The organism is Streptomyces sp. NPDC050388, assembly GCF_040655635.1.
Taxonomy (GTDB): domain Bacteria; phylum Actinomycetota; class Actinomycetes; order Streptomycetales; family Streptomycetaceae; genus Streptomyces.
The window spans coordinates 76,721-99,591 of sequence record NZ_JBFAKH010000012.1 but is presented as its reverse complement, the minus strand read 5'-3'; the positions used below and the strand labels follow the sequence as shown (position 1 = coordinate 99,591).

Annotated in this window: 23 protein-coding genes and 1 riboswitch; of the genes, 11 read left to right on the top strand and 12 right to left on the bottom strand. The window is 72.8% G+C overall.

Features of this window, described 5'->3' with window-relative positions; translation table 11 throughout:
* Positions 1–121 precede the first annotated feature (121 nt).
* Positions 122–194: riboswitch (cobalamin riboswitch) on the bottom strand.
* Between the two features lie 28 nt (positions 195–222).
* Positions 223–867, bottom strand: a complete 645-nt coding sequence (locus AB0I73_RS09625; RefSeq protein ID WP_363035563.1) for a TetR family transcriptional regulator — start codon at positions 865–867, stop codon at positions 223–225.
* Positions 868–1,163: 296 nt separating this feature from the next.
* Here AB0I73_RS09625 and AB0I73_RS09620 point away from each other — a divergent pair, with 296 nt between their 5' ends.
* From AB0I73_RS09620 to AB0I73_RS09605, 4 genes are all read left to right on the top strand, one after another.
* A complete protein-coding gene (locus AB0I73_RS09620) occupies positions 1,164–2,840 on the top strand; it encodes an IS200/IS605 family accessory protein TnpB-related protein (RefSeq protein ID WP_363035487.1) in 1,677 nt (558 codons plus the stop codon).
* A gap of 136 nt (positions 2,841–2,976) precedes the next feature.
* Positions 2,977–4,401 (top strand): glycosyltransferase family 4 protein, encoded by a 1,425-nt coding sequence (locus AB0I73_RS09615; RefSeq protein ID WP_363035485.1) that lies wholly within the window; start codon positions 2,977–2,979, stop codon positions 4,399–4,401.
* Positions 4,395–5,165 carry a class I SAM-dependent methyltransferase gene (locus tag AB0I73_RS09610; protein WP_363035483.1) on the top strand — a complete coding sequence of 257 codons (771 nt, stop codon included), beginning with the start codon at positions 4,395–4,397 and terminating at the stop codon, positions 5,163–5,165. Before AB0I73_RS09615 ends, AB0I73_RS09610 begins: the two co-directional genes overlap by 7 nt.
* Entirely contained in the window at positions 5,162–6,238 is a 1,077-nt protein-coding gene (locus AB0I73_RS09605; protein WP_363035481.1) for a prenyltransferase, read from the top strand. Before AB0I73_RS09610 ends, AB0I73_RS09605 begins: the two co-directional genes overlap by 4 nt.
* Positions 6,239–6,277: 39 nt before the next feature.
* Here the strand turns inward: AB0I73_RS09605 and AB0I73_RS09600 are convergent, their stop codons facing one another.
* The 4 genes from AB0I73_RS09600 to AB0I73_RS09585 all read right to left on the bottom strand — a co-directional run bounded on the left by AB0I73_RS09600 (position 6,278) and on the right by AB0I73_RS09585 (position 9,406).
* Complete coding sequence (locus AB0I73_RS09600; RefSeq protein ID WP_109382496.1) at positions 6,278–6,571, bottom strand: hypothetical protein; 294 nt, start codon at positions 6,569–6,571, stop codon at positions 6,278–6,280.
* Positions 6,572–6,706: 135 nt separating this feature from the next.
* Complete coding sequence (locus tag AB0I73_RS09595) at positions 6,707–7,537, bottom strand: hypothetical protein (RefSeq protein ID WP_363035478.1); 831 nt, start codon at positions 7,535–7,537, stop codon at positions 6,707–6,709.
* A gap of 157 nt (positions 7,538–7,694) precedes the next feature.
* Positions 7,695–8,684, bottom strand: coding sequence for an N-acetylmuramoyl-L-alanine amidase (locus AB0I73_RS09590; protein WP_363035476.1), 990 nt, complete (start codon positions 8,682–8,684; stop codon positions 7,695–7,697).
* 59 nt (positions 8,685–8,743) lie between these two features.
* Positions 8,744–9,406 (bottom strand): class I SAM-dependent methyltransferase, encoded by a 663-nt coding sequence (locus tag AB0I73_RS09585; protein ID WP_363035474.1) that lies wholly within the window; start codon positions 9,404–9,406, stop codon positions 8,744–8,746.
* Positions 9,407–9,600: 194 nt separating this feature from the next.
* Between AB0I73_RS09585 and AB0I73_RS09580 the strand changes: the two genes are divergently transcribed.
* Positions 9,601–11,037: an MFS transporter gene (locus AB0I73_RS09580; protein ID WP_363035473.1), complete on the top strand. Its 1,437-nt coding sequence runs from the start codon at positions 9,601–9,603 to the stop codon at positions 11,035–11,037.
* Positions 11,038–11,304: 267 nt separating this feature from the next.
* Positions 11,305–12,048: a class I SAM-dependent methyltransferase gene (locus AB0I73_RS09575; protein ID WP_363035471.1), complete on the top strand. Its 744-nt coding sequence runs from the start codon at positions 11,305–11,307 to the stop codon at positions 12,046–12,048.
* Here the strand turns inward: AB0I73_RS09575 and AB0I73_RS09570 are convergent.
* Positions 11,992–12,564: a response regulator gene (locus AB0I73_RS09570; RefSeq protein WP_363035561.1), complete on the bottom strand. Its 573-nt coding sequence runs from the start codon at positions 12,562–12,564 to the stop codon at positions 11,992–11,994. The genes AB0I73_RS09575 and AB0I73_RS09570 overlap by 57 nt on opposite strands.
* A 94-nt stretch (positions 12,565–12,658) precedes the next feature.
* Between AB0I73_RS09570 and AB0I73_RS09565 the strand changes: the two genes are divergently transcribed.
* The gene (locus tag AB0I73_RS09565) at positions 12,659–13,516 is read left to right on the top strand and encodes a MaoC/PaaZ C-terminal domain-containing protein (protein WP_363035469.1); all 858 of its coding nucleotides are present in this window, start codon (positions 12,659–12,661) and stop codon (positions 13,514–13,516) included.
* A 116-nt stretch (positions 13,517–13,632) separates the two neighbouring features.
* Here the strand turns inward: AB0I73_RS09565 and AB0I73_RS09560 are convergent, their stop codons facing one another.
* Positions 13,633–13,800 carry a hypothetical protein gene (locus tag AB0I73_RS09560; RefSeq protein ID WP_363035467.1) on the bottom strand — a complete coding sequence of 56 codons (168 nt, stop codon included), beginning with the start codon at positions 13,798–13,800 and terminating at the stop codon, positions 13,633–13,635.
* A gap of 96 nt (positions 13,801–13,896) precedes the next feature.
* The gene (locus AB0I73_RS09555; RefSeq protein WP_363035465.1) at positions 13,897–15,258 is read right to left on the bottom strand and encodes a hypothetical protein; all 1,362 of its coding nucleotides are present in this window, start codon (positions 15,256–15,258) and stop codon (positions 13,897–13,899) included.
* 197 nt (positions 15,259–15,455) lie between these two features.
* On the opposite strand from AB0I73_RS09555, the gene AB0I73_RS09550 reads away from it, so the two are divergent.
* The 3 genes from AB0I73_RS09550 to AB0I73_RS09540 are packed head-to-tail and all read left to right on the top strand — an operon-like array spanning position 15,456 to position 18,419.
* Complete coding sequence (locus AB0I73_RS09550; RefSeq protein WP_363035463.1) at positions 15,456–16,376, top strand: Nif3-like dinuclear metal center hexameric protein; 921 nt, start codon at positions 15,456–15,458, stop codon at positions 16,374–16,376.
* On the top strand, positions 16,373–17,116 hold the full coding sequence (locus AB0I73_RS09545) for a C4-type zinc ribbon domain-containing protein (RefSeq protein WP_363035559.1): 744 nt from the start codon (positions 16,373–16,375) through the stop codon (positions 17,114–17,116). The genes AB0I73_RS09550 and AB0I73_RS09545 overlap by 4 nt, the downstream gene beginning before the upstream one ends.
* Before the next feature lie 13 nt (positions 17,117–17,129).
* Complete coding sequence (locus AB0I73_RS09540) at positions 17,130–18,419, top strand: bifunctional RNase H/acid phosphatase (protein ID WP_363035461.1); 1,290 nt, start codon at positions 17,130–17,132, stop codon at positions 18,417–18,419.
* Here the strand turns inward: AB0I73_RS09540 and eda are convergent.
* From eda to AB0I73_RS09520, 4 genes are all read right to left on the bottom strand, one after another.
* The gene (eda, locus tag AB0I73_RS09535) at positions 18,394–19,056 is read right to left on the bottom strand and encodes a bifunctional 4-hydroxy-2-oxoglutarate aldolase/2-dehydro-3-deoxy-phosphogluconate aldolase (RefSeq protein WP_363035459.1); all 663 of its coding nucleotides are present in this window, start codon (positions 19,054–19,056) and stop codon (positions 18,394–18,396) included. The genes AB0I73_RS09540 and eda overlap by 26 nt on opposite strands.
* 72 nt (positions 19,057–19,128) lie before the next feature.
* Positions 19,129–19,911 (bottom strand): peroxide stress protein YaaA, encoded by a 783-nt coding sequence (gene yaaA, locus AB0I73_RS09530; RefSeq protein WP_363035457.1) that lies wholly within the window; start codon positions 19,909–19,911, stop codon positions 19,129–19,131.
* 50 nt (positions 19,912–19,961) lie between these two features.
* Positions 19,962–20,561, bottom strand: a complete 600-nt coding sequence (locus AB0I73_RS09525; protein WP_363035455.1) for a hypothetical protein — start codon at positions 20,559–20,561, stop codon at positions 19,962–19,964.
* On the bottom strand, positions 20,558–21,316 hold the full coding sequence (locus AB0I73_RS09520; protein ID WP_363035453.1) for a MerR family transcriptional regulator: 759 nt from the start codon (positions 21,314–21,316) through the stop codon (positions 20,558–20,560). Before AB0I73_RS09520 ends, AB0I73_RS09525 begins: the two co-directional genes overlap by 4 nt.
* Positions 21,317–21,480: 164 nt before the next feature.
* Between AB0I73_RS09520 and AB0I73_RS09515 the strand changes: the two genes are divergently transcribed.
* Complete coding sequence (locus AB0I73_RS09515) at positions 21,481–22,059, top strand: Uma2 family endonuclease (protein ID WP_363035451.1); 579 nt, start codon at positions 21,481–21,483, stop codon at positions 22,057–22,059.
* Positions 22,060–22,871 lie beyond the last annotated feature (812 nt).

Sequence of the window (22,871 nt, the reverse complement as noted above, 5' to 3'; positions counted from 1 at the left end):
ATGCCTCTCTCCCTGTGGGGAGCCAGGCAGCACGGGACATCCCGGCGGCTCGGCTCCGTATCCTCGACGGTGCCGCGCCCCGGCGGACCGCCGGGCGCGTGAGCCGGTCACGAACCGTCCGGGGCATTCCGGCTCGCCGTCCCGGTGGACGGCTCACGGTTGCGGGTCAGCGCCGGAATTGCACCGGCTTCCCCCCGTACGGGTGATGACGACGCCGTCACTCTACCCGTACGTAAGAAAGTGGTCAGGAGCGGGCGGTGCCGCCGGATCCGTCCAGTCGATCAGCCGGCACGCCGTCTCGATGTCAATCCTGACCTGGGCGATCGAGGCGCGCCCCGACAACCAGGTGATCAGGGCCGAGTGCCAGGTGTGCTCGATGACGCGGACCGCCGAGAGCTGGTCCGGTGTGGGATCCCCGAGGTCCATGGCGTCCAGGATGATCATCGTCGTCCGGCGGGAGACCTGGTCGACCTCCGGGCTCACGCTGCGGTCCGCGAAGGTCAGCGCGCGCACCATCGCGTCGGCGAGCTGCGGCTCGCGCTGGAGCGCGCGGAAGGCCAGCATCAGGGTCCCGGTGACCCGTTCCGCGGCCGTGTCGCCCGCCGGGGGCTTCTTCCGCAGGGTGCGGTGCATGCGCTCCAGCTGGTCCTGCATCGTGGCCACCAGCAGGTGGATCTTGGACGGGAAGTAGCGGTACAGCGTGCCCAGCGCCACCTGTGAGGACTCCGCGACCTCCCGCATCTGCACCGCGTCGAAGCCGCCCCGGCCGGCCAGCCGGGCGCTCGCGTCCAGGATGCGGCGCCTGCGCGCCTCCTGCCGCTCGGTCAGGGGTGAGGTGGGGGAGGTTCCAGTGGTGCCGGCTCCCATGATCACCGCCTTGTCGGCCTTGTTCGGCTTGGTTGGCATCGTCGCCTTCTCCGCCTTCTTCGTGTTGGCTTCCGCCGGCATGGGCCCCGTTCCGTGACCGTCAGTGAGGGTGGGGTGCTGCTGGGGCCTGGCCGAGCAGGAGTGTGTTCCGGCATGCATGAGTGAGCAGTGACCCTCGGGGCCGGGGCTCTCCTCTTGAGGGTGGGAATAAGGGTTCGCCCGTCGAATGTGTGACCTTTGCGGGTGGTGCTCGTTGGACCAGGTGAGCGGGTCGTCGGGCTGATCGGGGGTGCGGGATGGCTGGTCTGCGGGAGCTCGCGGCGCCGTTCGTGGCGCCTGGCCCGTCGGGGGTGGCCGTCCGGACCCGGCTCAAGCAGCTCACTCCTGCGGATGTGGAGGTGCTGCGACGGGTGGGCGCGCATCTGGGCGCGCTGGCCTCCGGTGACCTGAAGGCGCGCTGCCGCGACGGCCTCGGGCACGACGCGGAGGCATGGGCGGTGCGCAAGCGGGAGCTGACCTCCGCGTCGTCGTCCCGCTGGGCCGGGTCGATCACCAAGGCCACGCACGACCAGTGGGCGCTCGCCCGGCGCGGTCAGGCCGCTCACCTCCAGTGCCTGGAGGCAGCGGTCCGCACCATCGGGCACCGGCTGTCCCTTCCCATCGGGGAGAAGGGCAGCAAGCGGGCGCCGGGCGGCTACCGGTCCAAGCGGGAGTGGCACGCCAAGACCCGCCGCCTGCACACCCTGGAGGACCGGCTCGCCAGGGAGCGGGCCGACCGTGAGAGCGGCACCGTCCACGTGGTGCGCGGCGGCAAGCGCCTGGCCCGCAACCGTCACCACCTCGAAGCCACGCAGCTCACCGAAGTCGAATGGCGCCGGCGGTGGGAAGCCGAACGCTGGTTCCTCCAGGCCGACGGCGAATCCGGCAAGAGGTTTGGGAACGAGACGATCCGCGTCGGCCCAAACGGCGAGGTGTCGATCAGGCTCCCCGCCCCGCTCCGGCAGTGGGCGAACGCGCCGCACGGCCGGTACGTGCTCACCGGCCGGGTGGCGTTCGCGCACCGCGGACCGGACTGGGCCGACCGCATCGCGGCGAACCGTGCCGTCGCCTACCGCATCCACCACGACCCGGCCCGGGGCCGCTGGTATGTGACCGCCTCCTGGCAGATCCCGCCCACCAGGACCATCCCCATCGAAGCCGCCCTCGCCGACGGCGTGATCGGTGTCGATATGAACGCCGACCACCTGGCCGCCTGGCGCCTCGACACCTGCGGCAATCCGACCGGGAGCCCGCGCCGCTTCTTCTGCGACCTGTCCGGCACCGCCGGCCACCGCGACGCCCAGGTCCGGCACGCCCTCACGCGGCTGCTGCACTGGACCCGCGCCTGCGGTGTGAAAGCGATCGCGGTCGAAGACCTCGACTTCACCGCGGAGAAGACCCGGGAGAAGCACGGCCGGCGCCGAGGCTTCCGGCAGCTGATCTCCGGCATGCCCACCGGCCGGCTCCGCGCCCGGCTCACCTCGATGGCCGACGCCACGGGGATCGCGGTCATCGCCGTGGACCCGGCCTACACCTCGAAGTGGGGCGCCCAGCACTGGCAGAAACCGCTCATCTCGAAGAACCGTAAGACCACCCGGCACGATGCGGCGAGCATCGCGATCGGACGACGCGCCCAGGGGCACCCGGTCCGGCGTCGGACGGCACCGCCCCCTGCTCACCGGAGCGATGAGCAGGGGCATCGGACCGTCCAGGCCGGGCCGGAAGCCCCTGGGTGTGAGGGACCCCGCCCCCGCATTTCCGGACCACGCACAGGATGCGTGCCACCGGACGCGGCGAGTACGCGGGCGACCAGTGCATCCAGAACCGTTCGGGATGCTCCAGTTGAGCAGGTCTGGGTCCAAGACTCGCTCCTGGTCACTGATGAGGAACGGTTGGTGATCGGACAGCATGGCACGCATTCCGTCGTGGCGTGAATCACCTGATCCACTGCTCCCGGCGTCCCTACCTGCCGGTAGATTCGGAGCCTCGGAACGATCAACTCTGAAACTTGTTCCAGGTTAACGTCCCGACGTAGAGTCGCGGGACCGTGCAGGGAGAAGGGGGCCCAGGGTGACCGCTGAGGCCAGTCAGGCCGGGCCCTCGCGGGGTCCCTCCGCAGCCGATGGCTTGCGACCGCTCCGCATCGCACTCCTCACCTACAAGGGAAACCCGTTCTGCGGCGGACAGGGCGTCTACGTACGCCACCTCTCCCGCGAACTCGCCCGCCTCGGACACCAGGTCGAGGTCATCGGCGCCCAGCCCTACCCCGTCCTCGACGAGGGCCACGACGGGCTGAGCCTCACCGAGCTGCCCAGCCTCGACCTCTACCGCCAGCCCGACCCCTTCCGCACCCCGGGCCGCGACGAGTACCGCGACTGGATCGACGCGCTCGAGGTCGGCACGATGTGGACCGGAGGCTTCCCCGAACCGCTGACCTTCTCCCTGCGGGCCCGCCGCCATCTGCGGGCCCGGCGCGGTGACTTCGACGTCGTGCACGACAACCAGACGCTCGGCTACGGCCTGCTCGGCGACCTCGGCGCACCCCTGGTGACCACGATCCACCACCCCATCACCGTCGACCGGCAGTTGGAGCTGGACGCCGCCGGGAGCAGGCGGCGACGCGCCTCGGTGCGCCGCTGGTACGCCTTCACCAGGATGCAGAAGCGGGTGGCCCGCCGGCTGCCGTCCGTGCTCACCGTCTCCGGCACCTCCCGCGAGGAGATCGTCGAGCACCTGGACGTACGGCAGGACCGGATCCACGTCGTCCACATCGGTGCCGACACCGACCTGTTCTCGCCGGACGCGTCGGTGCCCGTCGTGCCGGGCCGGATCGTGACCACGTCCAGTGCGGACGTGCCGCTCAAGGGCCTGGTCTTCCTCGTCGAGGCGCTGGCGAAGGTCCGCGTCGAGCAGCCCGAGGCCCACCTCGTCGTGGTCGGCAAGCGCCCCGCCGAGGGGCCCGTCGCGCACGCCGTGGAGCGCTACGGGCTCGAGGGCGCCGTCGAGTTCGTCAAGGGCATCTCGGACGCGGAACTGGTCGACCTCGTGCGCTCCGCCCAGGTCGCCTGTGTGCCCTCGCTGTACGAGGGCTTCTCGCTCCCGGCCGCCGAGGCCATGGCCACGGGCACGCCGCTGCTCGCCACGACCGGCGGCGCGATCCCGGAGGTGGCCGGCCGCGACGGCGAGACCTGCCTGGCCGTCCCGCCCGGCGACGCGGGCGCGCTGGCCGCCGGCCTGAACCGGCTGCTCGGCGACCCCGAGCTGCGCGCGCGGCTCGGCGCGGCCGGCCGGGAGCGGGTGCTGCGGCACTTCACCTGGGCCCGCGCGGCCGAGGGCACGGTGGCCCGCTACCGCGAGGCGATGGCCCGCGCCGGGGCCGCGGGGGCTGCGGAGGCCGTGGGCGCCGACCCCGTCGTCGCCGGTCCCGCGGCGGACCGGACACTCGTCGCAGAAGAACCCGTCACCTCCCACCGCGAAAGCAGGGCCACGTGCTGACCGTCGACTTCTCCCGGTTCCCGCTCGCCCCGGGCGACCGTGTCCTGGACCTCGGTTGCGGAGCCGGCCGGCACGCCTTCGAGTGCTACCGGCGCGGGGCGCGGGTCGTGGCGCTGGACCAGAACGGCGAGGAGATCCGCGAGGTCGCCCAGTGGTTCGCGGCGATGAAGGAGGCCGGGGAGGCGCCCGCCGGGGCCACCGCCACGGCGATGGAGGGCGACGCCCTGGCCCTGCCCTTCCCCGACGAGTCCTTCGACGTCGTGATCATCTCCGAGGTGATGGAGCACATCCCCGACGACAAGGGCGTCCTCGCCGAGATGGTCCGCGTGCTCAAGCCCGGCGGCCGCATCGCGGTCACCGTCCCGCGCTACGGTCCCGAGAAGGTGTGCTGGACCCTGTCCGACGCCTACCACGAGGTCGAGGGCGGCCACATCCGCATCTACAAGGCCGACGAGCTGCTGGCCAGGATGCGCGAGGCCGGCCTGCGCCCCTACGGCACCCACCACGCGCACGCGCTGCACTCGCCGTACTGGTGGCTGAAGTGCGCCTTCGGCGTGGACAACGACAAGGCGCTGCCGGTGCGGGCGTACCACAAGCTGCTGGTCTGGGACATCATGAAGAAACCGCTGGCCACCCGGGTCGCCGAGCGGGCGCTGAACCCCGTGATCGGCAAGAGCTTCGTGGCGTACGCGACCAAACCGCAGCTGCCGCGCACCGAGGCCGGAGCCGACGCCGGAGCCGAGGCCGGGGCGGGCGCCAAGTGACCACCCCCCGGACAGAACACCTCGTCCTGCCCGGGGTCCTCACCGCCGAGCAGGCCGCCGCGACCGTCGCGGGCATCCTCGCCGTGCAGCGTGAGGACGGGGCGATCCCGTGGTTCCGCGGACACCACCTCGACCCGTGGGACCACGTCGAGGCCGCGATGGCGCTGGACGCCGCGGGCGCCCACGAGGCCGCCGAGCGGGCCTACCTGTGGCTGGCCAGACACCAGTTGGCGGACGGCTCCTGGTACGCGGCGTACGCCGACGGCGACCCGCACGACGTCACCGACCGGGGCCGGGAGACCAACTTCGTCGCCTACGTCGCCGTCGGCATCTGGCACCACTACCTCTCCACCGGCGACGACACCTTCCTGGACCGCCTGTGGCCCACCGTGTACGCGGCGGTGGAGTACGTACTGAAACTGCAGCAGCCCGGCGGCCAGATCGGCTGGCGGCGCGACGACGACGGCACGGCCACCACCGACGCGCTGCTCACCGGCTGCTCCTCCGTCCACCACGCGCTGCGCTGCGCGCTGGCCATCGCCGAGCAGCGGGAAGAGCCGCAGCCGGACTGGGAGTTGGCGGCGGGCGCGCTCCGGCACGCGATCCGGCACCACCCGGAGCGGTTCCTCGACAAGAACCGCTACTCGATGGACTGGTATTACCCCGTACTGGGCGGCGCCCTCACCGACACCGAGGCCAAGGCCCGGATCGCGGAGGGCTGGGACCGTTTCGTCGTCCCCGGGCTCGGGGTGCGCTGTGTGATCCCCAACCCGTGGGTGACCGGCGGGGAGTCGGCCGAACTCGCCCTGGCCCTGTGGGCGACGGGCGAGTCCGACTGGGCGCTGGAGATCCTCCAGTCCATCCAGCACCTGCGCGATCCGGAGAGCGGCCTGTACTGGACGGGGTACGTCTACGACGACGAGGCGATCTGGCCGGTCGAGTTGACCACCTGGACGGCCGGCTCGCTGCTGCTGGCCGTCGCCGCGCTCGGCGGCCACGAGGCCACCTGCGCGGTGTTCGGCGGCGAACGCCTGCCCCGAGGCCTCGACCCGGACTGCTGCGCCCTGGACTGACCCGACCGGCTCAGGTGCCGGGGAAGGGACCGAAGGCCCTCAGCGCCGGTGGAGGCGGTTGGCGATGGCGTGGCCGATGAACAGGTAGACGACCGCGGCCAGTCCGTATCCGGCGACCACGCGTGCCCATTCGGCGTCGAAGGTGAACAGGTCACGCGACCAGCCGGCCAGCCAGGAGGCCGCGTCATGGACGAACTGCACCAGGTCGTTGGCCCGGTTGGCGTCCAACAGGTACATCAGAATCCACAGTCCGAGAATGACGGCCATGATGTCCGCGATCACCGCGACGACCGTCCCCGCGGAGGTGGAACCCGTGCGATTTCGAGGGGACATGACGTCCGTCTGGCCCCGGAATCCCGATGCAAACCCGAACGACGGTCCAACGCCGTGAATTCCACCGGGAATTCAGCTGTACGACAACGGCCCCCCGCCCGGCGGGGCGAGGGGCCGTACGGCACGGAGCGGGGGTCAGCCGCGCTGGATGCCCGAGGTGTCCTGGAGCACACCGCGGCGGCCGTCCTGCGTCTGGGCGACGAGGGCCGGGCCGCGCTGCTCGACGGCCAGGTACCAGGTACCGGGGGCCAGTTCGGCGATCGGCGTCTGCGAACCGTCCTCCGGGAACAGCGGCCGGGGCACCGGGACGGCGAACCAGAACGGCGAGAAGTCGGCGGCGGGCGGCGCGGCCGGCTGGTCGGGCTGCTGACCGCCGAACGACTGGCCGGGCTGACCGTGCTGACCCGGCTGCGGCTGACCGCCGAAACCGGCCTGCTGCGCACCCGGGTAGCCGTAACCGGCGGGCGGCTGGGCGCCGTAGGGCTGCGGGGCGGCGGGACGGGCCGCCGGCATGAGGGCGCCCTTGAGAGCCGGAACCAGAGGGGCGGCCACGGCGGCGGCAGCCATGATCAGCGTGGCGATGAGGGCCAGGATGAGGCCGAGACCCGCGTCGGGCCCGTCGGTGGCGGAGCCGCTGGTGACGTTGTTGACGCCACCGGCCGGGTCGAAGATGTTGCCGAGCGCGCTCCAGGCCGCGAAGACGGTGAACGCGACGCCGAACTGGCCGAGGTCCAGCCCCACGACCTTCGGCGGCTGCGGCAGTCCGCGGGACACGACGACGAGTGCTGCGCCGATGATGCCCGCCAGTACGACCCCGAGTACGACCGGGCCGCTTGCCCACAGACTGGGAAGGACGTCGTCCGGGGCGCCGTCGATCGAGTAGAGGTCGAGGAACGACGCGATGAACAGCACTACCGCTGCTCCGATCACCACGCCGTCGCCTCGAGTGAGGGAGCGGATGTTCACTTCAGGTCCTTCTGGGTCGTCTCGTCGTCGGTAGAGGCGTCGCTGTCACCACCTCGCCCTCGGGGCCCGGTGTGAAGCGCGGGGGTGACCCCTCGTCGTAGGGACGACACTATCGTCCGTACGATCGGGATGTCCGCCTGGATCAGCGCGCTGATCTCTACCCGCGCAGGAAACTCACGATTCCCTCGGAGATTCCTTGCGCCGCTTTCTGCCGCCAGGCACCGCTGGTCAGAAGTGCCGCGTCCTTGCTATCGCGCATGTTGCCGCACTCGATGAACACCTTGGGAACCGTTGACAGATTGAGACCGCCCAAGTCCTTACGCGTGACGAGACCGGTGCCGTCGCCCACGTAATTGGAGGGCGCGTTGCCGGTGACGCGTACGAAGGTGCCCGCGATGCGCTCACCGAGTTCGCGGGAGGGGCCGACGATCGCCCGGGTGTCCGCCGCGCCGGAGTGCACGGAGCCGGGGAGGATCACGTGGAAGCCGCGGTTGCCGGTGCCCGAACCGTCCGCGTGGATCGACACGACGGCATCCGCCTTCGCCTTGTTGCCGATCTCGGCCCGCTCGTCGATGCACGGCCCGAACGGCCGGTCGGCGTCCTGGGTCAGCTTCACCGTGGCGCCCTGCTCCTCGAGGAGTTCACGCATCCGGTGGGCGACGTCCAGGGTGAACTCCGCCTCGGCGTAACCGTCGTCGGTGGACGTGCCGGTGGTGTCGCACTCCTTGGAGTTCGTCCCGATGTCCACCTGGCGGTTGATCTCGGCGGTGTGCCGGAAGTTGCCCGGATTGTGCCCGGGGTCGACGACGACGACCTTCCCCTTGAGCGGCCCGGACCCGGTGGGCGCGGACGAGGAGGCGGAACCGGACGGGGAACCGGAAGCGGCGGAGTCGCTCGGCTTCCCGCCGTCCGGGTCGCCGGACTCGTCCGACGGCGAGGCACCGGCGGAGGACGGCGCACGCGACGAAGCAGATCCCGAAGACCCCGCAGCAGCGCCCCCGTCGTGCCCCGACCCGCCCACGGCCGCGTAGACGGCCCACCCGAGCAGCGCCCCCGGAACGAGCGCGGCCAGCGCCACGGTCAGGAGCCCGCGCCGGGAGCGGCGGGACGGAGGAGGCGGATCGAAGTCGGGACCTGTGTAAGACACCCGGCCACCCTAGCGGCCGCCGCGCACCGCCATCGTCCCCCCGGGACGGCCTCCGAGCCTCAGATTCCGTGCCCGGTACGGCGCAGGACGCGCAGTGAGCCCGTGGCCGAGACCTCCGTGAAGGCGCCGGAGGCCAGGGCGCGGAGGTGGACGCGGTAGGGGGCCTGGCCGGTGAACTCGTCGACCGGGTCGGGGAAGACGTCGTGGATGACGAGCAGGCCGCCCTCGGCGACGTGCGGGGCCCAGCCCTCGTAGTCGGCCGTGGCGTGTTCGTCGGTGTGGCCGCCGTCGACGAAGACCAGGGCGAGGGGGGAGTTCCACAGGGCCGCGATCACCGGGGAGCGGCCGACCAGGGCGACCACGTGGTCCTCCAGGCCCGCCCGGTGGAGCGTGCGGCGGAAGGTCGGCAAGGTGTCCATCACCCCCAGCTCGGGATCGACCGTCTCCGGGTCGTGGTACTCCCATCCCGGCTGCTGCTCCTCGCTGCCGCGGTGGTGGTCCACGGTGAGCGCGGTGACGCCGGCCGCGCGGGCCGCGTCGGCCAGCAGGATCGTCGACCGGCCGCAGTAGGTGCCGACCTCCAGCAGGGGCAGGCCCAGCCGTCCCGCCTCGGCCGCCGCCGCGTACAGGGCCAGGCCCTCGTCCGCGGGCATGAAGCCCTTCGCCGCCTCGAACGCGGCCAGGATCTCGGGCCCGGGTGCCGGGGGGTTCGGCGTCGGCATCGGTTCCGGCGTCCTCTCGGTCGTACGCGTCCGGTCGCACGCGTCTCGGGGTGCCCATGGTGCCGTACCCCGTCGGGAGCGGGGGACGGGGGCTCGTGACGCCGCTGTGGGCGGCTCCGGGCCGTCCTAGGTCGGAAGGACCAGGACCCGTCCCGGCGAATTCCCGATGCAAGGGGTGCTCGCCACTTGAGACCATGACGCCCATGCTCGAAGTCCCGGACACCACCGTCACCCGCACACCCCGTCGCAGCGCGCCTCCTCCGTGGCTGGCGGTGACGCTCGCGTGTGCCGGGCAGTTCCTCGTCGTGCTCGACATCTCCGTGGTCAACGTCGCGCTGCCGTCGATGCGCACCGGCCTCGGGCTCAGCGGGCAGGGCCTGCAGTGGGTGGTGAACGCGTACGCCATCGCCTTCGCCGGTTTCATGCTGCTCGGCGGACGCGCCGGTGACCTCTACGGACGCAAGCGGATGTTCCTCGTCGGCCTCGGCCTGTTCACGCTGGCCTCGCTGGTCGGCGGACTGGCCCAGGACGGCTGGCAGTTGCTGCTGGCGCGGGCGGTGCAGGGGCTCGGGGCGGCCGTCCTGGCGCCCTCCACCCTGACCATCGTCACCTCGGCGGTCCCCGAGGGCGCCGCCCGCGCCCGCGCCATCGCGACCTGGACCGCCGTCGGGGCGGGCGGCGGCGCGGCCGGCGGCTTCGTCGGCGGGCTGCTCACGGACGCGCTGTCGTGGCGGTGGGTCCTGCTGATCAACGTGCCGATCGGGGTGGTGGTGCTGGCCGGGGCCGCCTGGTGGCTGGCGGAGGGCCGGGCCGGGGACGGACGGCGGCTCGACCTGCCCGGCGCGCTGCTCGTGACGGCCGGCCTCGCCACCCTCGCCTACGGCATCTCCCAGACCGAGGCCGAGGGCTGGACGGCGACGCCCACCCTGGTGCCGCTGCTCGCCGGACTCGTCCTCATCGTGCTGTTCCTCCTCGTCGAGGCGCGGGCCAAGGCCCCGCTGATGCCGCTGGGGCTGTTCCGGGTGCGGTCGGTGGCGTCGGCGAACGTGGCGATGTTCCTGTGCGGCGCCGCGATGTTCTCCATGTGGTTCTTCATGATCCTCTACGCGCAGAACGTCCTCGGCTACACCCCGCTGGAGGCCGGGGTCGCCCTGGTGCCGAGTTCGCTCGCCGTGGTCGTCGGTTCCAAGGTCGCGCCCCGGCTGATGCGGGTGACCGGGGCGCGCGCCGTGGCCGTGCTCGGCACCTTCGTCGCGATGACCGGCTTCGCCTGGCAGTCGACCATGACGGCGGACGGGGCGTATCTGACGTCGATCATGTTCCCCGGCATCCTGATGATGCTGGGCGGGGGCCTCGCCGGGACCCCGCTCGCCGCGCTCGCGACCTCCGGCGCGGCCCCCGAGGAGGCCGGCCTGGTCTCCGGGCTGATCAACACCTCGCGCACGATGGGCGGTTCGCTGGGCCTGGCGGTGCTGTCGACGATCGCGGCGGCCCGCACGGCGGGCAGCGGGACGCCGGAGGCCCTGACCGAGGGGTACGCCCTGTCGTTCCGCACGGGGGCGGTGGTGCTGGCCCTCGGCATGGTGCTGATGTGGCTCTGGCTGCCCCGGAGAGCCACGGCGGCGCACTGAGAGCGCACTGAGAGCGCCCTGAGGGAGGGCAGCGGGGAAAGACAGTGGAGAAAGGGGGCGTCGGGCCGGTCGGAGAGGTGCCGTGACGGCCCGTGGCAGGGGCCGACACGGATGTTCCTCCCCGTCCCCGAACGGCCCCTCGGCGTCGGTCGCGCCGGCCCCTCCCGAGGGCCGCCGAAGCCTCCGCGGAAGTCCCAACCAGCCCCGCCGGCCTGGGACTTCACGCCCCCTGCGGATACGGTCGCCGCATACGGAAAGGGGGCCCGGATGGACCGGAGCACACGCACCGTGGACGACGTACTCGACCTGCTGGACGGCCTGTTCGCACCGGAGGCCGACCGGTGGACGCGGCAGGGCGCCGACTGGTGGGACGGCTTCTACGCCGACCGCTCCCGGCGGGTGCCGTTCTTCGTGGCGAAGCCGGACGAGAACCTGGTGTCGTACGTCGAGCGGGGCCTGCTCACCGGGGGCCGGGCGCTCGACGTCGGCTGCGGCCCCGGCCGCAACGCGCTGTACCTGGCCGCGCACGGCTTCGAGGTCGACGCGGTCGACCTCTCCCCGGCCGCCGTCGCATGGGCACGGGAACGGGCCCGCGAGACGGGTGCGCGCGACGTCCGGTTCCACTGCGGCGACGCCTTCGCCCTCACCCGTGACGGCGGGGAACTCGCCGGACCGTACGACCTGGTGTACGACTCCGGCTGCTTCCATCACCTGCCCCCGCACCGCCGGATCAGTCACCTCGCGCTGCTCGACCGGGTCCTCGCCCCGGGCGGCCGGTTCGCGCTCACCTGCTTCGCGGCGGGCGCGATGGGCTCGGAGCTGTCCGACGCGGAGTTCTACCGGGGGCAGGGCGGCCTCCGGGGCGGGCTCGCCTACACGGACGAGTCGCTGCGGCGGATCTTCTCCGACCTGACCGGGATCGAACTGCGCCGCATGCGGAAGGAACCGGAGGACTCACCGCTCTTCGGGGAGGACTTCCTCTGGACGGCCCTGTTCCAACGGGACGCATGACGGCAGGCCCGGGGCGGAGCCGTGGGCCGTGAGCGCTGGCGGCGGGACGCTGGTGTCGGTGGTGGCGGCGGTGTCGGCCGCCGCCACGGCGGCGAGCGCGGGGTCGATCACCGTCTCCCCGGCCAGCACCCGGCGGATCGCGGAGGCCAGCTCCCGCACCGACCCGTCCTTGACGAGGAAACCGGCGGCCCCCGCCGCCAGGGCCCGCCGCAGCGGCTCGGGCCCGCCGGCCGTGGTGAGGATCAGCACCCGGCAGTCGGGCACCTGGTCGCGCAGTGCGGCGGCGGTGTCCAGACCGTTCGGGCCGCTCGGGCCGGCCGGCCCGAGGTCGAGGAGGGCGACGTCGGGGCGGTGGGTGAGTGCCGTCTCCACGACCGATCGCCCCGCCGCCACCTGGGCCACGACCTCGATGCCCGGCTCCATCCGGAGCAGGAAGGCGAGCGCCCCGTACCTCGTGACGGGGTCCTCCGCGAGCAGGACCCGGACGGAGGTGGCGGGCCGGTGGTCCCGGGGCATCTCGTTCACGGACGAAGCGTAGGACGAACGGGCGGAATGTGCCGCTTCACGTCCCGCGCCTTGACCCGAACGCGTTCCAGAACCGGGAGACCCCATGCCCATCGACGCAGCCGAGGCGCTCGCCGCCGAACCCCGGACCGACGAGATCACCTGGGGGCACAAGGACGTCCAGCTCTACCACCTCGGCATCGGCGCGGGCGTCCCCGCCACCGACCCCGACGAACTGCGCTACACCCTGGAGTCCGGGCTGCACGTCCTGCCGAGCTTCGCCACCGTCGCGGGCGCCGGGGCCCCCGGGGTGATCGCCGGGCTGTCGATGCCCGGCGTCGACGTCGACCTCGCCCGTGTCCTGCACGCCGGCCAGTCGCTGATCCTGCACCGTCCCCTGCCCGTCGCGGGCACCGCCACCGCGACCGGCAGGATCGCGGCGGTGTACGACAAGGGCGGGGCGGCCGTCCTGGTGATGCGCACCGACGTCGCCGACGCCGACGGCCCGCTGTGGACCGACGAGGCGCGGATCCACGTACGCGGTGCGGGCGGCTGGGGCGGCGACCGGGGTCCGTCCGCGCGGCGCGAGCCCCCCGTCGGGCCGCCCGACCTGACGGTGGAGCGGACGACCCGGGAGGACCAGGCGCTGCTCTACCGCCTCTCCGGCGACTGGAACCCGCTGCACGCCGACCCCGGGTTCGCGAAACTCGGCGGGTTCGAGCGGCCGATCCTGCACGGGCTGTGCACCTACGGCATGACGCTCAAGGCGGTCGTCGACACACTGCTCGGCGGGGACGTCGCCCGCGTCCGCCGCTACGACACCCGGTTCGCCGGGGTCGTGTACCCGGGCGAGACACTGCGGATCCGCATGTGGCGCGGGTCCGGTGAGGTGCGGGTGGCCGTGAGCGCACTGGACAGGGACGACGCGCCCGTGCTCGCCGACACCACTGTCGAACACTCCTGAACTGAACCGGCCCGCGGCCGAGGAAACGCGACGGACCAGGAACGGCCCCGCCCGTCGTGCGACGGGCGGGGCCGACTGCCGATCCACCTGATGTCCGACTGATCCCTGACGAGTCGTCAGGCGGCCTGCTCCGACTGCTCGTTCTCCTCGGCGGGCCTGCGGTGACGGCCCCGGGGGGCCACTGTGGAGTCCTGCTGGGAAACCGGTCCGCGGTGCCTGCCCTGCCCGGCGGCGATCTGCCCGCCGTCGGGGGTCTGCGGCTGGTTCGTGCTGGCATCGTTCATTGGAAGGAACTCACCCCGTAAAACTGATCTTCCTGCAACCGGGCGAGTTTAACCGGCGGGCCACGGTGCGTATCCAGGCGACCACGCCAACCGCCGCTACTTCGTTACCAGCGGTCCCAGCGGCGCCTGTTGCAGGGGGACGGGGCGGGGTGCGGGGACGGTCGTCCGCATCGCGGGGCCGACCGCGGACGCGGGTGCCGGGGGCTCCGCTTCCGACGGGGCGTGCGGGGCGTGCGGGGCGTCCTCTTTTCGCTGTCGTCCCCGCTGTCGCTCCGGTGCCGGCGGGTACAGCAGGGCCACCGCGCACGGCACCGCCGGTGTGGCGCAGGGCAGCCGCAGCACCCCGTCCGCCGTCCACAGCCCGGTTCCGGCCAACCACCCCTCGGGCGCGGGGAGGTGGCGCACCTGCCGCAGCCCCGGCCGCCACACCCCGACCCAGCTGCCGAGCACGCCGTCCGCGTCGTCCGTGCTGTTGACGCGCAGCGCCACCGAGCAGCCTTCCGGCGTCAGCACCTGGCCGGGCTGGATCGCGAACGGCGTGACCGCGCAGTCCGGCAGCCGCAGGCACTCCGGGAAGCGCACCGGCAGCGTGCTGCCCAGGACCCCCCAGCCCAACCGGGCCCGTCCCGGTGAGGGTGCGTCCGAGCGGATCAGCAGCAGCCCGCTGTCCGGGTCGGCGAGCAGGACCCGGTCGTCGCTCTCCGGGGCGAGCTGCAACAGGGGCGACACCTCGCCCCCGCGGCCCAGGTCCACCACGACCGACTTGGTGCGCCCGCCGGTCTCCCGGTCCAGGGCCAGCAACCGGCCGGTGCGGTCCAGCCACACCCCGCCCGAGCAGCGGCCCGGGATCTCGGTGAGGCGCTCGGGCCCGAAGGCGCCGCCCGCCACCAGCCACAGGGCCGTCGACCGCGGGCCCACGGCCACGGCGTACGCCCGCCGCCCGCAGGGGGCGGGCGGCAGCAGCCGCAGCCGGGTCCCCTCGTCCGGGCACGTGATCGCGCCGAGCGACAGTTCGCCGGTCCCGGGGCCGGTCGGGTACAGGAGGGAGAAGGTGTGGCTCCCGTCGTGCTGCCCGTCGTGCGGCCCGTTTGGCGACCGGTGGACGAGGACCCGCCCGTCGCCCAGGGGCTGCACCTCGGTCCCGGGTTCCTCGGGCCGGCCGCCGGGCAGCGCTACCGCGTAGGGCTCGGGGCCGTCCAGGGTCCAGCGCTCCGGGACCAGGGAGCCGTCGACGGGGGCGAGGCGTGCGGCGTAGGAACCGTCGGCGGTGAGGACGCAGCCCGGCGCGGGTCTCCCGTCCCCGTGTTCCGTACCGCCCTCGCCGGCCGTGCGGTCCGTGTTCCCGGCGTTCTCCGGGTTCTCCGGGTTCTCCGGGTTCTCCGTACGGGACCTGTGCTCCGCGTCCGCGCGCCCGGTGTCCGAGTGGCCCGTCGAAGGCTCGATCGCACACATCGTCATCGTTCGGTCACCTCCGGCGACGAACGTAGTTTTCGTACGCGCGGACGGAGGACCCGGCGGCCCCCGCTTCACACATAAGGGTGTTCCAGGAACGATTCACCTGAGGAAGCGAGGGCTTATGTGCTCGCCGGCATCGGGTCCGTTCCAGGTGCCCGCACCGGTACTACAGCGCCAAAGGGGCAGGTAGCCTTGCGCTTGTGCCCCGTCTGTCTGAAGTCATCACCGCGCTGGAGACCCTGTGGCCCGCCGAGCGGGCCGAGTCCTGGGACGCGGTCGGCACCGTCACGGGCGACCCCGACCAGGAGGTCACCCGGGTCCTGTTCGCGGTCGACCCCGTCCTGGAGATCGTCGACGAGGCGGTGAAGCTGAACGCCGACCTGCTGATCACCCACCACCCGCTCTATCTGCGCGGGACGACCACCGTCGCGGCCTCCACCGCCAAGGGCCGCGTGGTGCACAGGCTCATCAAGGACGACATCGCGCTGCACGTCGCCCACACCAACGCCGACACGGCCGACCCCGGGGTGAGCGACGCCCTGGCCGGCGCGCTCGACCTGCGCGTCGTACGGCCGCTCGTGCCGGACACCTCCGACCCCGAGGGCCGCCGCGGGCTCGGCCGGGTCTGCGAACTGGACCACCCGCTGACCGTCCGCGAATTCGCCGCCCGCGCCGCCGAACGCCTCCCCGCCACCGCACAGGGCATCCGCGTCGCCGGCGACCCCGAGGCGCTCGTCCGCAGGGTCGCCGTCAGCGGCGGCTCCGGCGACAGCCTCTTCGCCTACGTCCGGGCGGCCGAGGTGGACGCGTACCTCACCGCGGACCTGCGCCACCACCCGGCGTCGGAGTTCGCGGCGGACCATGCCGCCCACCGTCCCCTCGCGCTGCTCGACGCGGCGCACTGGGCCACCGAGTGGCCCTGGTGCGAGCTGGCCGCAGCCCAGCTCGACGAGATCTCCGACCGCCACGGATGGGGCCTTCGGGTCCACGTCTCCGCCACGGTCACCGACCCCTGGACCGCCCACGCGGCGTCCTTCGTCCACCCGTCGCCCACCACCACCCCTCCGGGGAGCGCTTCGCGCGCCCCTTCCCACTCCGATACATCTGGAGCCCCCAACTGAACGCCGCGTCCGCCGACCAGATCCGACTCCTCGACGTCCAGGACCTCGACGTCCGCCTCCAGCAACTCGCGCACAAGCGGAAGTCGCTCCCCGAGCACGCCGAGATCGAGTCGCTGACCCGGGACCTCGCCCAGCTGCGCGACCTGCACGTGGCCGCGCAGACCGAGGAGAGCGACTGCGCCCGCGAGCAGACCAAGGCCGAACAGGACGTGGACCAGGTGCGCCAGCGCGCCGCCCGCGACCAGCAGCGCCTCGACTCCGGCGCCGTCTCCTCGCCCAAGGACCTGGAGAACCTCCAGCGCGAGATCGTCTCACTCGCCAAGCGCCAGGGAGACCTCGAGGACATCGTCCTGGAGGTCATGGAGCGCCGCGAGTCGGCGCAGGAGCGGGTCGCCGAGCTGGCCGAGCGGGTCGCCTCCGTCCAGTCGCGGATCGACGACGTGACCGGCCGCCGGGACGCGGCCTGCGCGGAGATCGACGGCGAGGCCGCCACGGCCACCAAGGAGCGCGCGGTCGTCGCCGGAGCCGTCCCCGCGGACCTGCTCAAGCTGTACGAGAAGCTGCGCGAGCAGCACGGCGGCATCGGCGCGGCGAAGCTGTACGCGCGCAGCTGCCAGGGCTGCCGCCAGGAGCTCGCCATCACCGAGCTGAACGAGATCCGCCAGGCCGCGCCCGACACCGTGGTGCGCTGCGAGAACTGCCGCCGCATCCTGGTCCGCACCGCCGATTCGGGGCTGTAGGGGGTTGTCTCCGGTGCGGGAGTTCATCGTCGAGGCCGACGGTGGGTCACGGGGCAACCCCGGACCCGCGGGCTACGGGGCCGTGGTGAGTGACGCGGCGACGGGGGAGACGCTGCGGGAGGCGGCCGAGTACCTCGGCGTCGTCACGAACAACGTCGCCGAGTACTCGGGCCTGCTGGCCGGCCTGCGGGCCGCCCGTGAGCTGGACCCGGAGGCCACGGTCCACGTCCGGATGGACTCCAAGCTCGTCGTCGAGCAGATGTCGGGCCGCTGGAAGATCAAGCACCCCGGCATCAAGCCGCTGGCGGCCGAGGCGGTGCGGGTCTTCCCGCCCGGCCGGGTCACCTACGAGTGGATCCCGCGCGAGCAGAACAAGCACGCGGACCGCCTGGCCAACGAGGCGATGGACGCGGGGGTGCGGGGTGAGGCGTGGAGTGCTTCGGACTCGCGCGCCGCACTGGACACACCGGGCACACGGCCCGTGACGCCGGAGCTGCTGGAGCCGTCGGGGCCGTCCGAGCGGCCCGGCCCGTCCGGGGGCGCGGACGCGGCCGCCGCCGACGTCCGGGCCGCGCAGGCCGTGGCAGCCCCCGGCACCGAGACGGCCGCCGCCCGAGGTCCGGCGTCGGCCGCCACCCCCTCGTCCACCCCCTCATCGGGCTGGGCGCCCGCCGACATGGGCCCGCCGGCCACCTTCGTGCTCCTCCGGCACGGCGAGACCCCGCTGACCCCCCAGAAACGGTTCTCCGGCAGCGGCGGCAGCGACCCCTCCCTCTCCGACATCGGCAGGGAGCAGGCCGAGAGGACCGCCGCCCACCTCGCCCGGCGCGGCACCGTCCAGGCGATCGTCGCCTCGCCCCTGGCCCGCACCCGCGAGACCGCCGGCGTCATCGCCGCCCGCCTGGGCCTCGACGTCACCGTCGACGACGGGCTGCGCGAGACCGACTTCGGCGCGTGGGAGGGCCTCACCTTCGCCGAGGTGCGCGAACGCCACCCCGACGACCTGAACGCCTGGCTGTCCTCCCCGGACGCCGAACCCACCGGCGGCGGGGAGAGCTTCGCGGCCACCGCGAACCGGGTCGCGGCCGCCCGGGACCGGCTGACCGCCGCGTACGCGGGCCGCACGGTCCTGCTCGTCACCCATGTGACCCCGATCAAGACCTTCGTACGCCTCGCCCTGGGCGCCCCGCCCGAGGCCCTGTTCCGGATGGAACTGTCGGCGGCCTCGCTGTCGGCGGTGGCGTACTACGCCGACGGCAACGCCAGCGTCCGGCTGTTCAACGAGACGTCCCACCTGCGCTGAGCTCCGCCGCCGCGCGGGCCAGCCGTTCGATCCGGGCCCAGTCGCGAGCCGCCACGGCGTCCGACGGGAGCATCCAACTACCGCCCACGCAGCCGACGTTGGGCAGCGCGAGATAGTCCGGCGCGGAGTCCGGGCCGATCCCGCCGGTCGGACAGAAGCGGGCCTGGGGGAGCGGCCCGGCGATCGCCTTCAGATACGCCGTGCCGCCCGCGGCCTGCGCCGGGAAGAACTTCATCTCCCGCACCCCGCGCTCCAGCAGCGCCACGACCTCCGAGACCGTCGACACTCCCGGCAGGAACGGCACCCCGGACGCCAGCATCGACTCCAGCAGTACGTCCGTCCAGCCCGGACTGACCAGGAACCGGGCCCCGGCCGCGACGACCTCGTCCACCTGCTCCGGCGTGATCACCGTGCCGGCCCCGACCACCGCGTCCGGCACCCCGGCGGCGATCGCGCGGACGGCGTCCAGGGCGGCGGGCGTCCGCAGGGTCACCTCGATCGCGGGCAGCCCACCGGCGACCAGCGCCCGCGCCAGCGGTACGGCGTCGGCGGCGTCCTCCACCACGACGACGGGCACGACGGGCGCGAGATCCAGCACGGAGGCGGAGGGGGCCGGCGAGGGCAGGGGCGAACTCATGAGCGTCATCCTGCCCCTACTGAAGCACCCTGCGCAAAGGGCGTTGCGCTGTGTGCAACATGATCGATGTCGTCAGTGGATCTCCTCCACCAGCACATCCAGCGCCCAGGGCGCCCCCGCCCGCTCCGGCGCCTGTGCCTCCACCACGTACCCGAGATCCCGCAACGCCTCCACCAGGGAGGCGGGGTCCTCGGGCGCGGTCCCGGCCGTCAGCAGGCTGCGGACGATCCGTCCCTTGGTCGCCTTGTTGAAGTGGCTGACCACCTTCCGGGTCGGCGCGTGCAGCACCCGTACCGTCGCCGTACGCGCGGCCACCTCGCCCTTCGGCTTCCACGCCGCCGCGTACGCGGCCGACCGCAGGTCCAGCACCAGACCGCCGCCGGCTGCCGCCGGCAGCACCGAGGCCATCGGCGCACGCCAGTACGCACCCAGCGCCCCGAGCCCCGGCAGCCGTACGCCCATCGAGCAGCGGTAGGACGGAATCCGGTCGGTGACCCGGACCGCGCCCCACAGCCCCGAGAACACCAACAGCGAACGGGCGGCCCTGCGTTTGGCGGCCGGGTCGAGCGAGGCCAGGTCCAGAGCGTCGTAGAGCACCCCGGTGTAGATCTCCCCGGCGGGCCGGGCCCCGGCGGTGCGCAGCTCCACGTTCTTCGCGACCTCGCCCCGCAGCCCCTCGCTCAGCCCCAGCACCTCACGCGCCTTGTCCTCGTCACCGGCGCACAGGTCCACCAGTTCGGCGAGGACGGCCTCCCGGGCCTCGGCCAGCCCCGGCAGCGACAGGGACTCCGGCTTCAGCGGGGCGCCGCGGCCGGAAGCGGCCTTGCCTTCGGACGGCGGCAGCAGGACAAGCACGCGTTGCTCCTCACGGTAGAACTCAGCCGACAGCGTACGGTGCCCCGGCCCTACGCCTGAGGGGCCCACCGCCCCGTCGCCAGCGCCCGGACCAGGGCGTCGGGCTCGTCGGCGTGGAACCGTACGACGCGCACCTCCCGGGACCGCCCGAAGAACGTGACCTGGGTGACCGGCTCCGTGAGTTCCAGCGTGACCGTGGTCTGCGAGCCGACCTCGACGTCCAGCTCACCGTCGGCCCGCTCGTGGCTCATCCGCAGCTCACGCCGGACGGAGGCGATCCGCTCCAGCGGTATCCGCAGGTCGACGTGGATGGCGCGGCGAATCCGCAGCGTCCCGGAGTCCGGGTCCAGCACATGAGGGCGTACGACGTTGGCGGCGTGCAGCGCCACGACGATGACGACCGTGTACACATCCAGGAACAGCACCACCGCGTGGACCGTCGGCCAGTCGAGCAGCAGCACGGACATCACCACCGTCTCGACCACGCACACGAACGCGAACCCGAACATCACCGCGCCGTGCCCCCGCGCGTACCCGAAGGCCGTCCCGCCCCCGACGCCGTGCGTCCGCCGCGCCAGCCACAGCACCAGGCTGATCATCAGCCGCAGCTCGTGCCGGACGAGAACCCCGGGGCCCCTGACGGCTCTCATGACCGTCCGCCCTCCATGGCGATCCGCATGGTCCGGCGGATCGCCTCCGCCTGTGCGGGGGCGAAGTCGGCGTAGAAGGCCCGCAGGAAGCTGTCGTCCTGGTCGACGGCGACGTCGTCCGGCAGCAGTCCGGCCGGCAGGCACGCGGCGAGGGCGTGGGCGGCCTCGTCCACCCGGGGATCGTCCGGGGCGGCGTCGACGAGCGCGTCGAGCAGCGCGTACGCGTCGAGCGCCCGCTCCATCCCGCCCGGAGTCCCCATCACACCGCTGAACAGTTCCATGAACCGCGCCCGTTCCTCCGGGTCCGCCGTCGTCTCGATCAGCGCGAGCATCTCCCGGTCCTTGGCTGCCATGGGCGAGCCGGACACGTCCGGCATCTCCCGGAAGAGCGTGGCCAGTTCGGGGGAGACCGGCCCCTCGGCGGTCAGCCCTCCCTCCGTCTCCAGCAGGGCCCGCAGCCGCGCCCGGCGGTCCCGGACCGCGGCCTCCTGCCGGGCCAGGTCCTCGTCCAGTTCGGTCAGCACCTCGACGAGGTCCTTCCCGGCGTCGTCCGCGAGCACGTCCCGCACCTCGGCCAGCCCGAGCCCCAGCTCGGTCAGCCGCCTGATCCGCGCCAGCACGACGGCGTGCCGCAGCGTGTAGTCCCGGTACCCGTTGGCCCGCCGCTCCGGCTCCGGGAGCAGCCCCAGATGGTGGTAGTGCCGCACGGTCCGCGTGGTGACACCGACGGCCGTGGCGAGTTCTCCGATCCGCATGGCCCCAGTAGAAACGTTGACGCCGCGACAGGGTCAAGCGAACGCCTGTGGCGTCTGATGTGGGCCGCGTTCCTGTGCCACGATCGAGGGAACGGTTCCCGACCTCATGGACAGGTGATCAGCCGATGTCCCAGTCTGGCGAGCGACCGAAGGAGGGACGTGACATGACTGCCATGGCCCATGAACCGCTCACGCGGGAAGAGGTCCTGCTGGAGGGCTTCCTCGCCCTGGACACGCCAGAAGGCTTCCGGGCCGAGCTGATCGAGGGGGAGATCGTTGTGACGCCGCCGCCGGACGGGGATCACGAGGACTGCATCGGACTGATCGTGGAGCAGGTGCTGGAGCGTTCCCGGACCAGGATGCAGTTCTCCGGGAACAAGGGGCTGAAGCTGCGGAGCGGTGGTGGCTGCCCGAAGGACCGCGTGATCCCGGACGGCACTTTTGCCCCGAGGGAGCTTCGGCTCTACCGGGGAGCTGATTCCTGGATGCCCTGTGACGGAGTCGCCCTGGTCCTTGAGGTGACCTCCTCCAAGCCGAAGGCCGACCGAGAAGCCAAGCGTCGCTGCTACGCCCGCGGTGGCATCCCTCTCTACCTCCTCCTCGACCGCGAAGCCTCCTCGATCACCCTGTTCAGCACCCCGGAAGGCGACGAATACCGCGAGCAGTGCACCCGCCCCTTGGGCAAGCCGCTGCCCCTCCCAGACCCGCTCGACTTCGACCTGGACACGGCCGACTTCCTCTGACCGGCGACCACCAGCCAGGAGCAGCTTCGTAGCATTCCGTAGTTGCGCGTGTACAGGAAGGCGTCATGGGCTGGGCTCAGCATCAAAACAAGGCTGCGCCCGGCGCAGCAACCCCTATGGCCGCCCTTCAGGATTCTGGGGCGGCCATAGTTGTTTCCGGCGGCCTGCGCCACCTACGCGGAGGACCTGACATGGAACACCCACTGCCATCCCGCCTACGCGGCCATAAGAGATCGCCACTGCCCTCGTGTGGGTGAACTGCAATATCGGTACCGGACGGCAACGGGCAAGTGGACGGGTGGGGTTGTGGTGTCGGACCGGCGGCGCGGGCGGTCGGCGGCGGAGCTGCTCCGGGTTGCCGAGCGGGCGCCCGTACCGACGGTCCTCATTCCCGCCCAACAGCATCCCGCCGCCCCTGCCGTGACCGAGCCGTGAAAGCGGGACCCGGTCGCCTGGAGGACACCGGCTCGACGTGAAACTTCCACGGGACCGACCGCACGCGGAGCAAGGTCAAGAGAGTGCGCCCCGGTGCTCCTGCGCGGACGTTCGAGGGCTGCCCGCCCGAGTCCGCGGGTAGACCGCACGAGGCCGCCAGGTCGTCGTCTTCACCCACGACACCCGCCTGCCGCAGGCCCTGAAGTACCTGCGGCTGCCCGCCACCGTCCTCACCGTCGACCGCCGTGAGCGCTCCGCCGTACGCGTCCGCTCCGTCGACGACCCCGTCAAGCAGGCCCTGCACGACGCGAAGGCACTCGCCAGGACCCGCGACCTGCCCGGCGACGTCGTCGCCCGGGTCCTGCCCGGCCTGTGCC

Excerpts from the sequence above, each read along its gene's own strand:
- AB0I73_RS09515 (WP_363035451.1), top strand. The coding sequence starts at position 21,481 with ATGACTGCCATGGCCCATGAACCGCTCACGCGGGAAGAGGTCCTGCTG.
- AB0I73_RS09570 (WP_363035561.1), bottom strand. The coding sequence starts at position 12,564 with ATGCCCCGGGACCACCGGCCCGCCACCTCCGTCCGGGTCCTGCTCGCG.
- AB0I73_RS09565 (WP_363035469.1), top strand. The coding sequence starts at position 12,659 with ATGCCCATCGACGCAGCCGAGGCGCTCGCCGCCGAACCCCGGACCGAC.
- eda (WP_363035459.1), bottom strand. The coding sequence starts at position 19,056 with ATGAGTTCGCCCCTGCCCTCGCCGGCCCCCTCCGCCTCCGTGCTGGAT.
- AB0I73_RS09575 (WP_363035471.1), top strand. The coding sequence starts at position 11,305 with ATGGACCGGAGCACACGCACCGTGGACGACGTACTCGACCTGCTGGAC.
- AB0I73_RS09585 (WP_363035474.1), bottom strand. The coding sequence starts at position 9,406 with ATGCCGACGCCGAACCCCCCGGCACCCGGGCCCGAGATCCTGGCCGCG.
- AB0I73_RS09600 (WP_109382496.1), bottom strand. The coding sequence starts at position 6,571 with ATGTCCCCTCGAAATCGCACGGGTTCCACCTCCGCGGGGACGGTCGTC.
- AB0I73_RS09520 (WP_363035453.1), bottom strand. The coding sequence starts at position 21,316 with ATGCGGATCGGAGAACTCGCCACGGCCGTCGGTGTCACCACGCGGACC.
- AB0I73_RS09620 (WP_363035487.1), top strand. The coding sequence starts at position 1,164 with ATGGCTGGTCTGCGGGAGCTCGCGGCGCCGTTCGTGGCGCCTGGCCCG.
- AB0I73_RS09560 (WP_363035467.1), bottom strand. The coding sequence starts at position 13,800 with ATGAACGATGCCAGCACGAACCAGCCGCAGACCCCCGACGGCGGGCAG.
- AB0I73_RS09555 (WP_363035465.1), bottom strand. The coding sequence starts at position 15,258 with ATGACGATGTGTGCGATCGAGCCTTCGACGGGCCACTCGGACACCGGG.
- AB0I73_RS09525 (WP_363035455.1), bottom strand. The coding sequence starts at position 20,561 with ATGAGAGCCGTCAGGGGCCCCGGGGTTCTCGTCCGGCACGAGCTGCGG.
- AB0I73_RS09580 (WP_363035473.1), top strand. The coding sequence starts at position 9,601 with ATGACGCCCATGCTCGAAGTCCCGGACACCACCGTCACCCGCACACCC.
- AB0I73_RS09625 (WP_363035563.1), bottom strand. The coding sequence starts at position 867 with ATGGGAGCCGGCACCACTGGAACCTCCCCCACCTCACCCCTGACCGAG.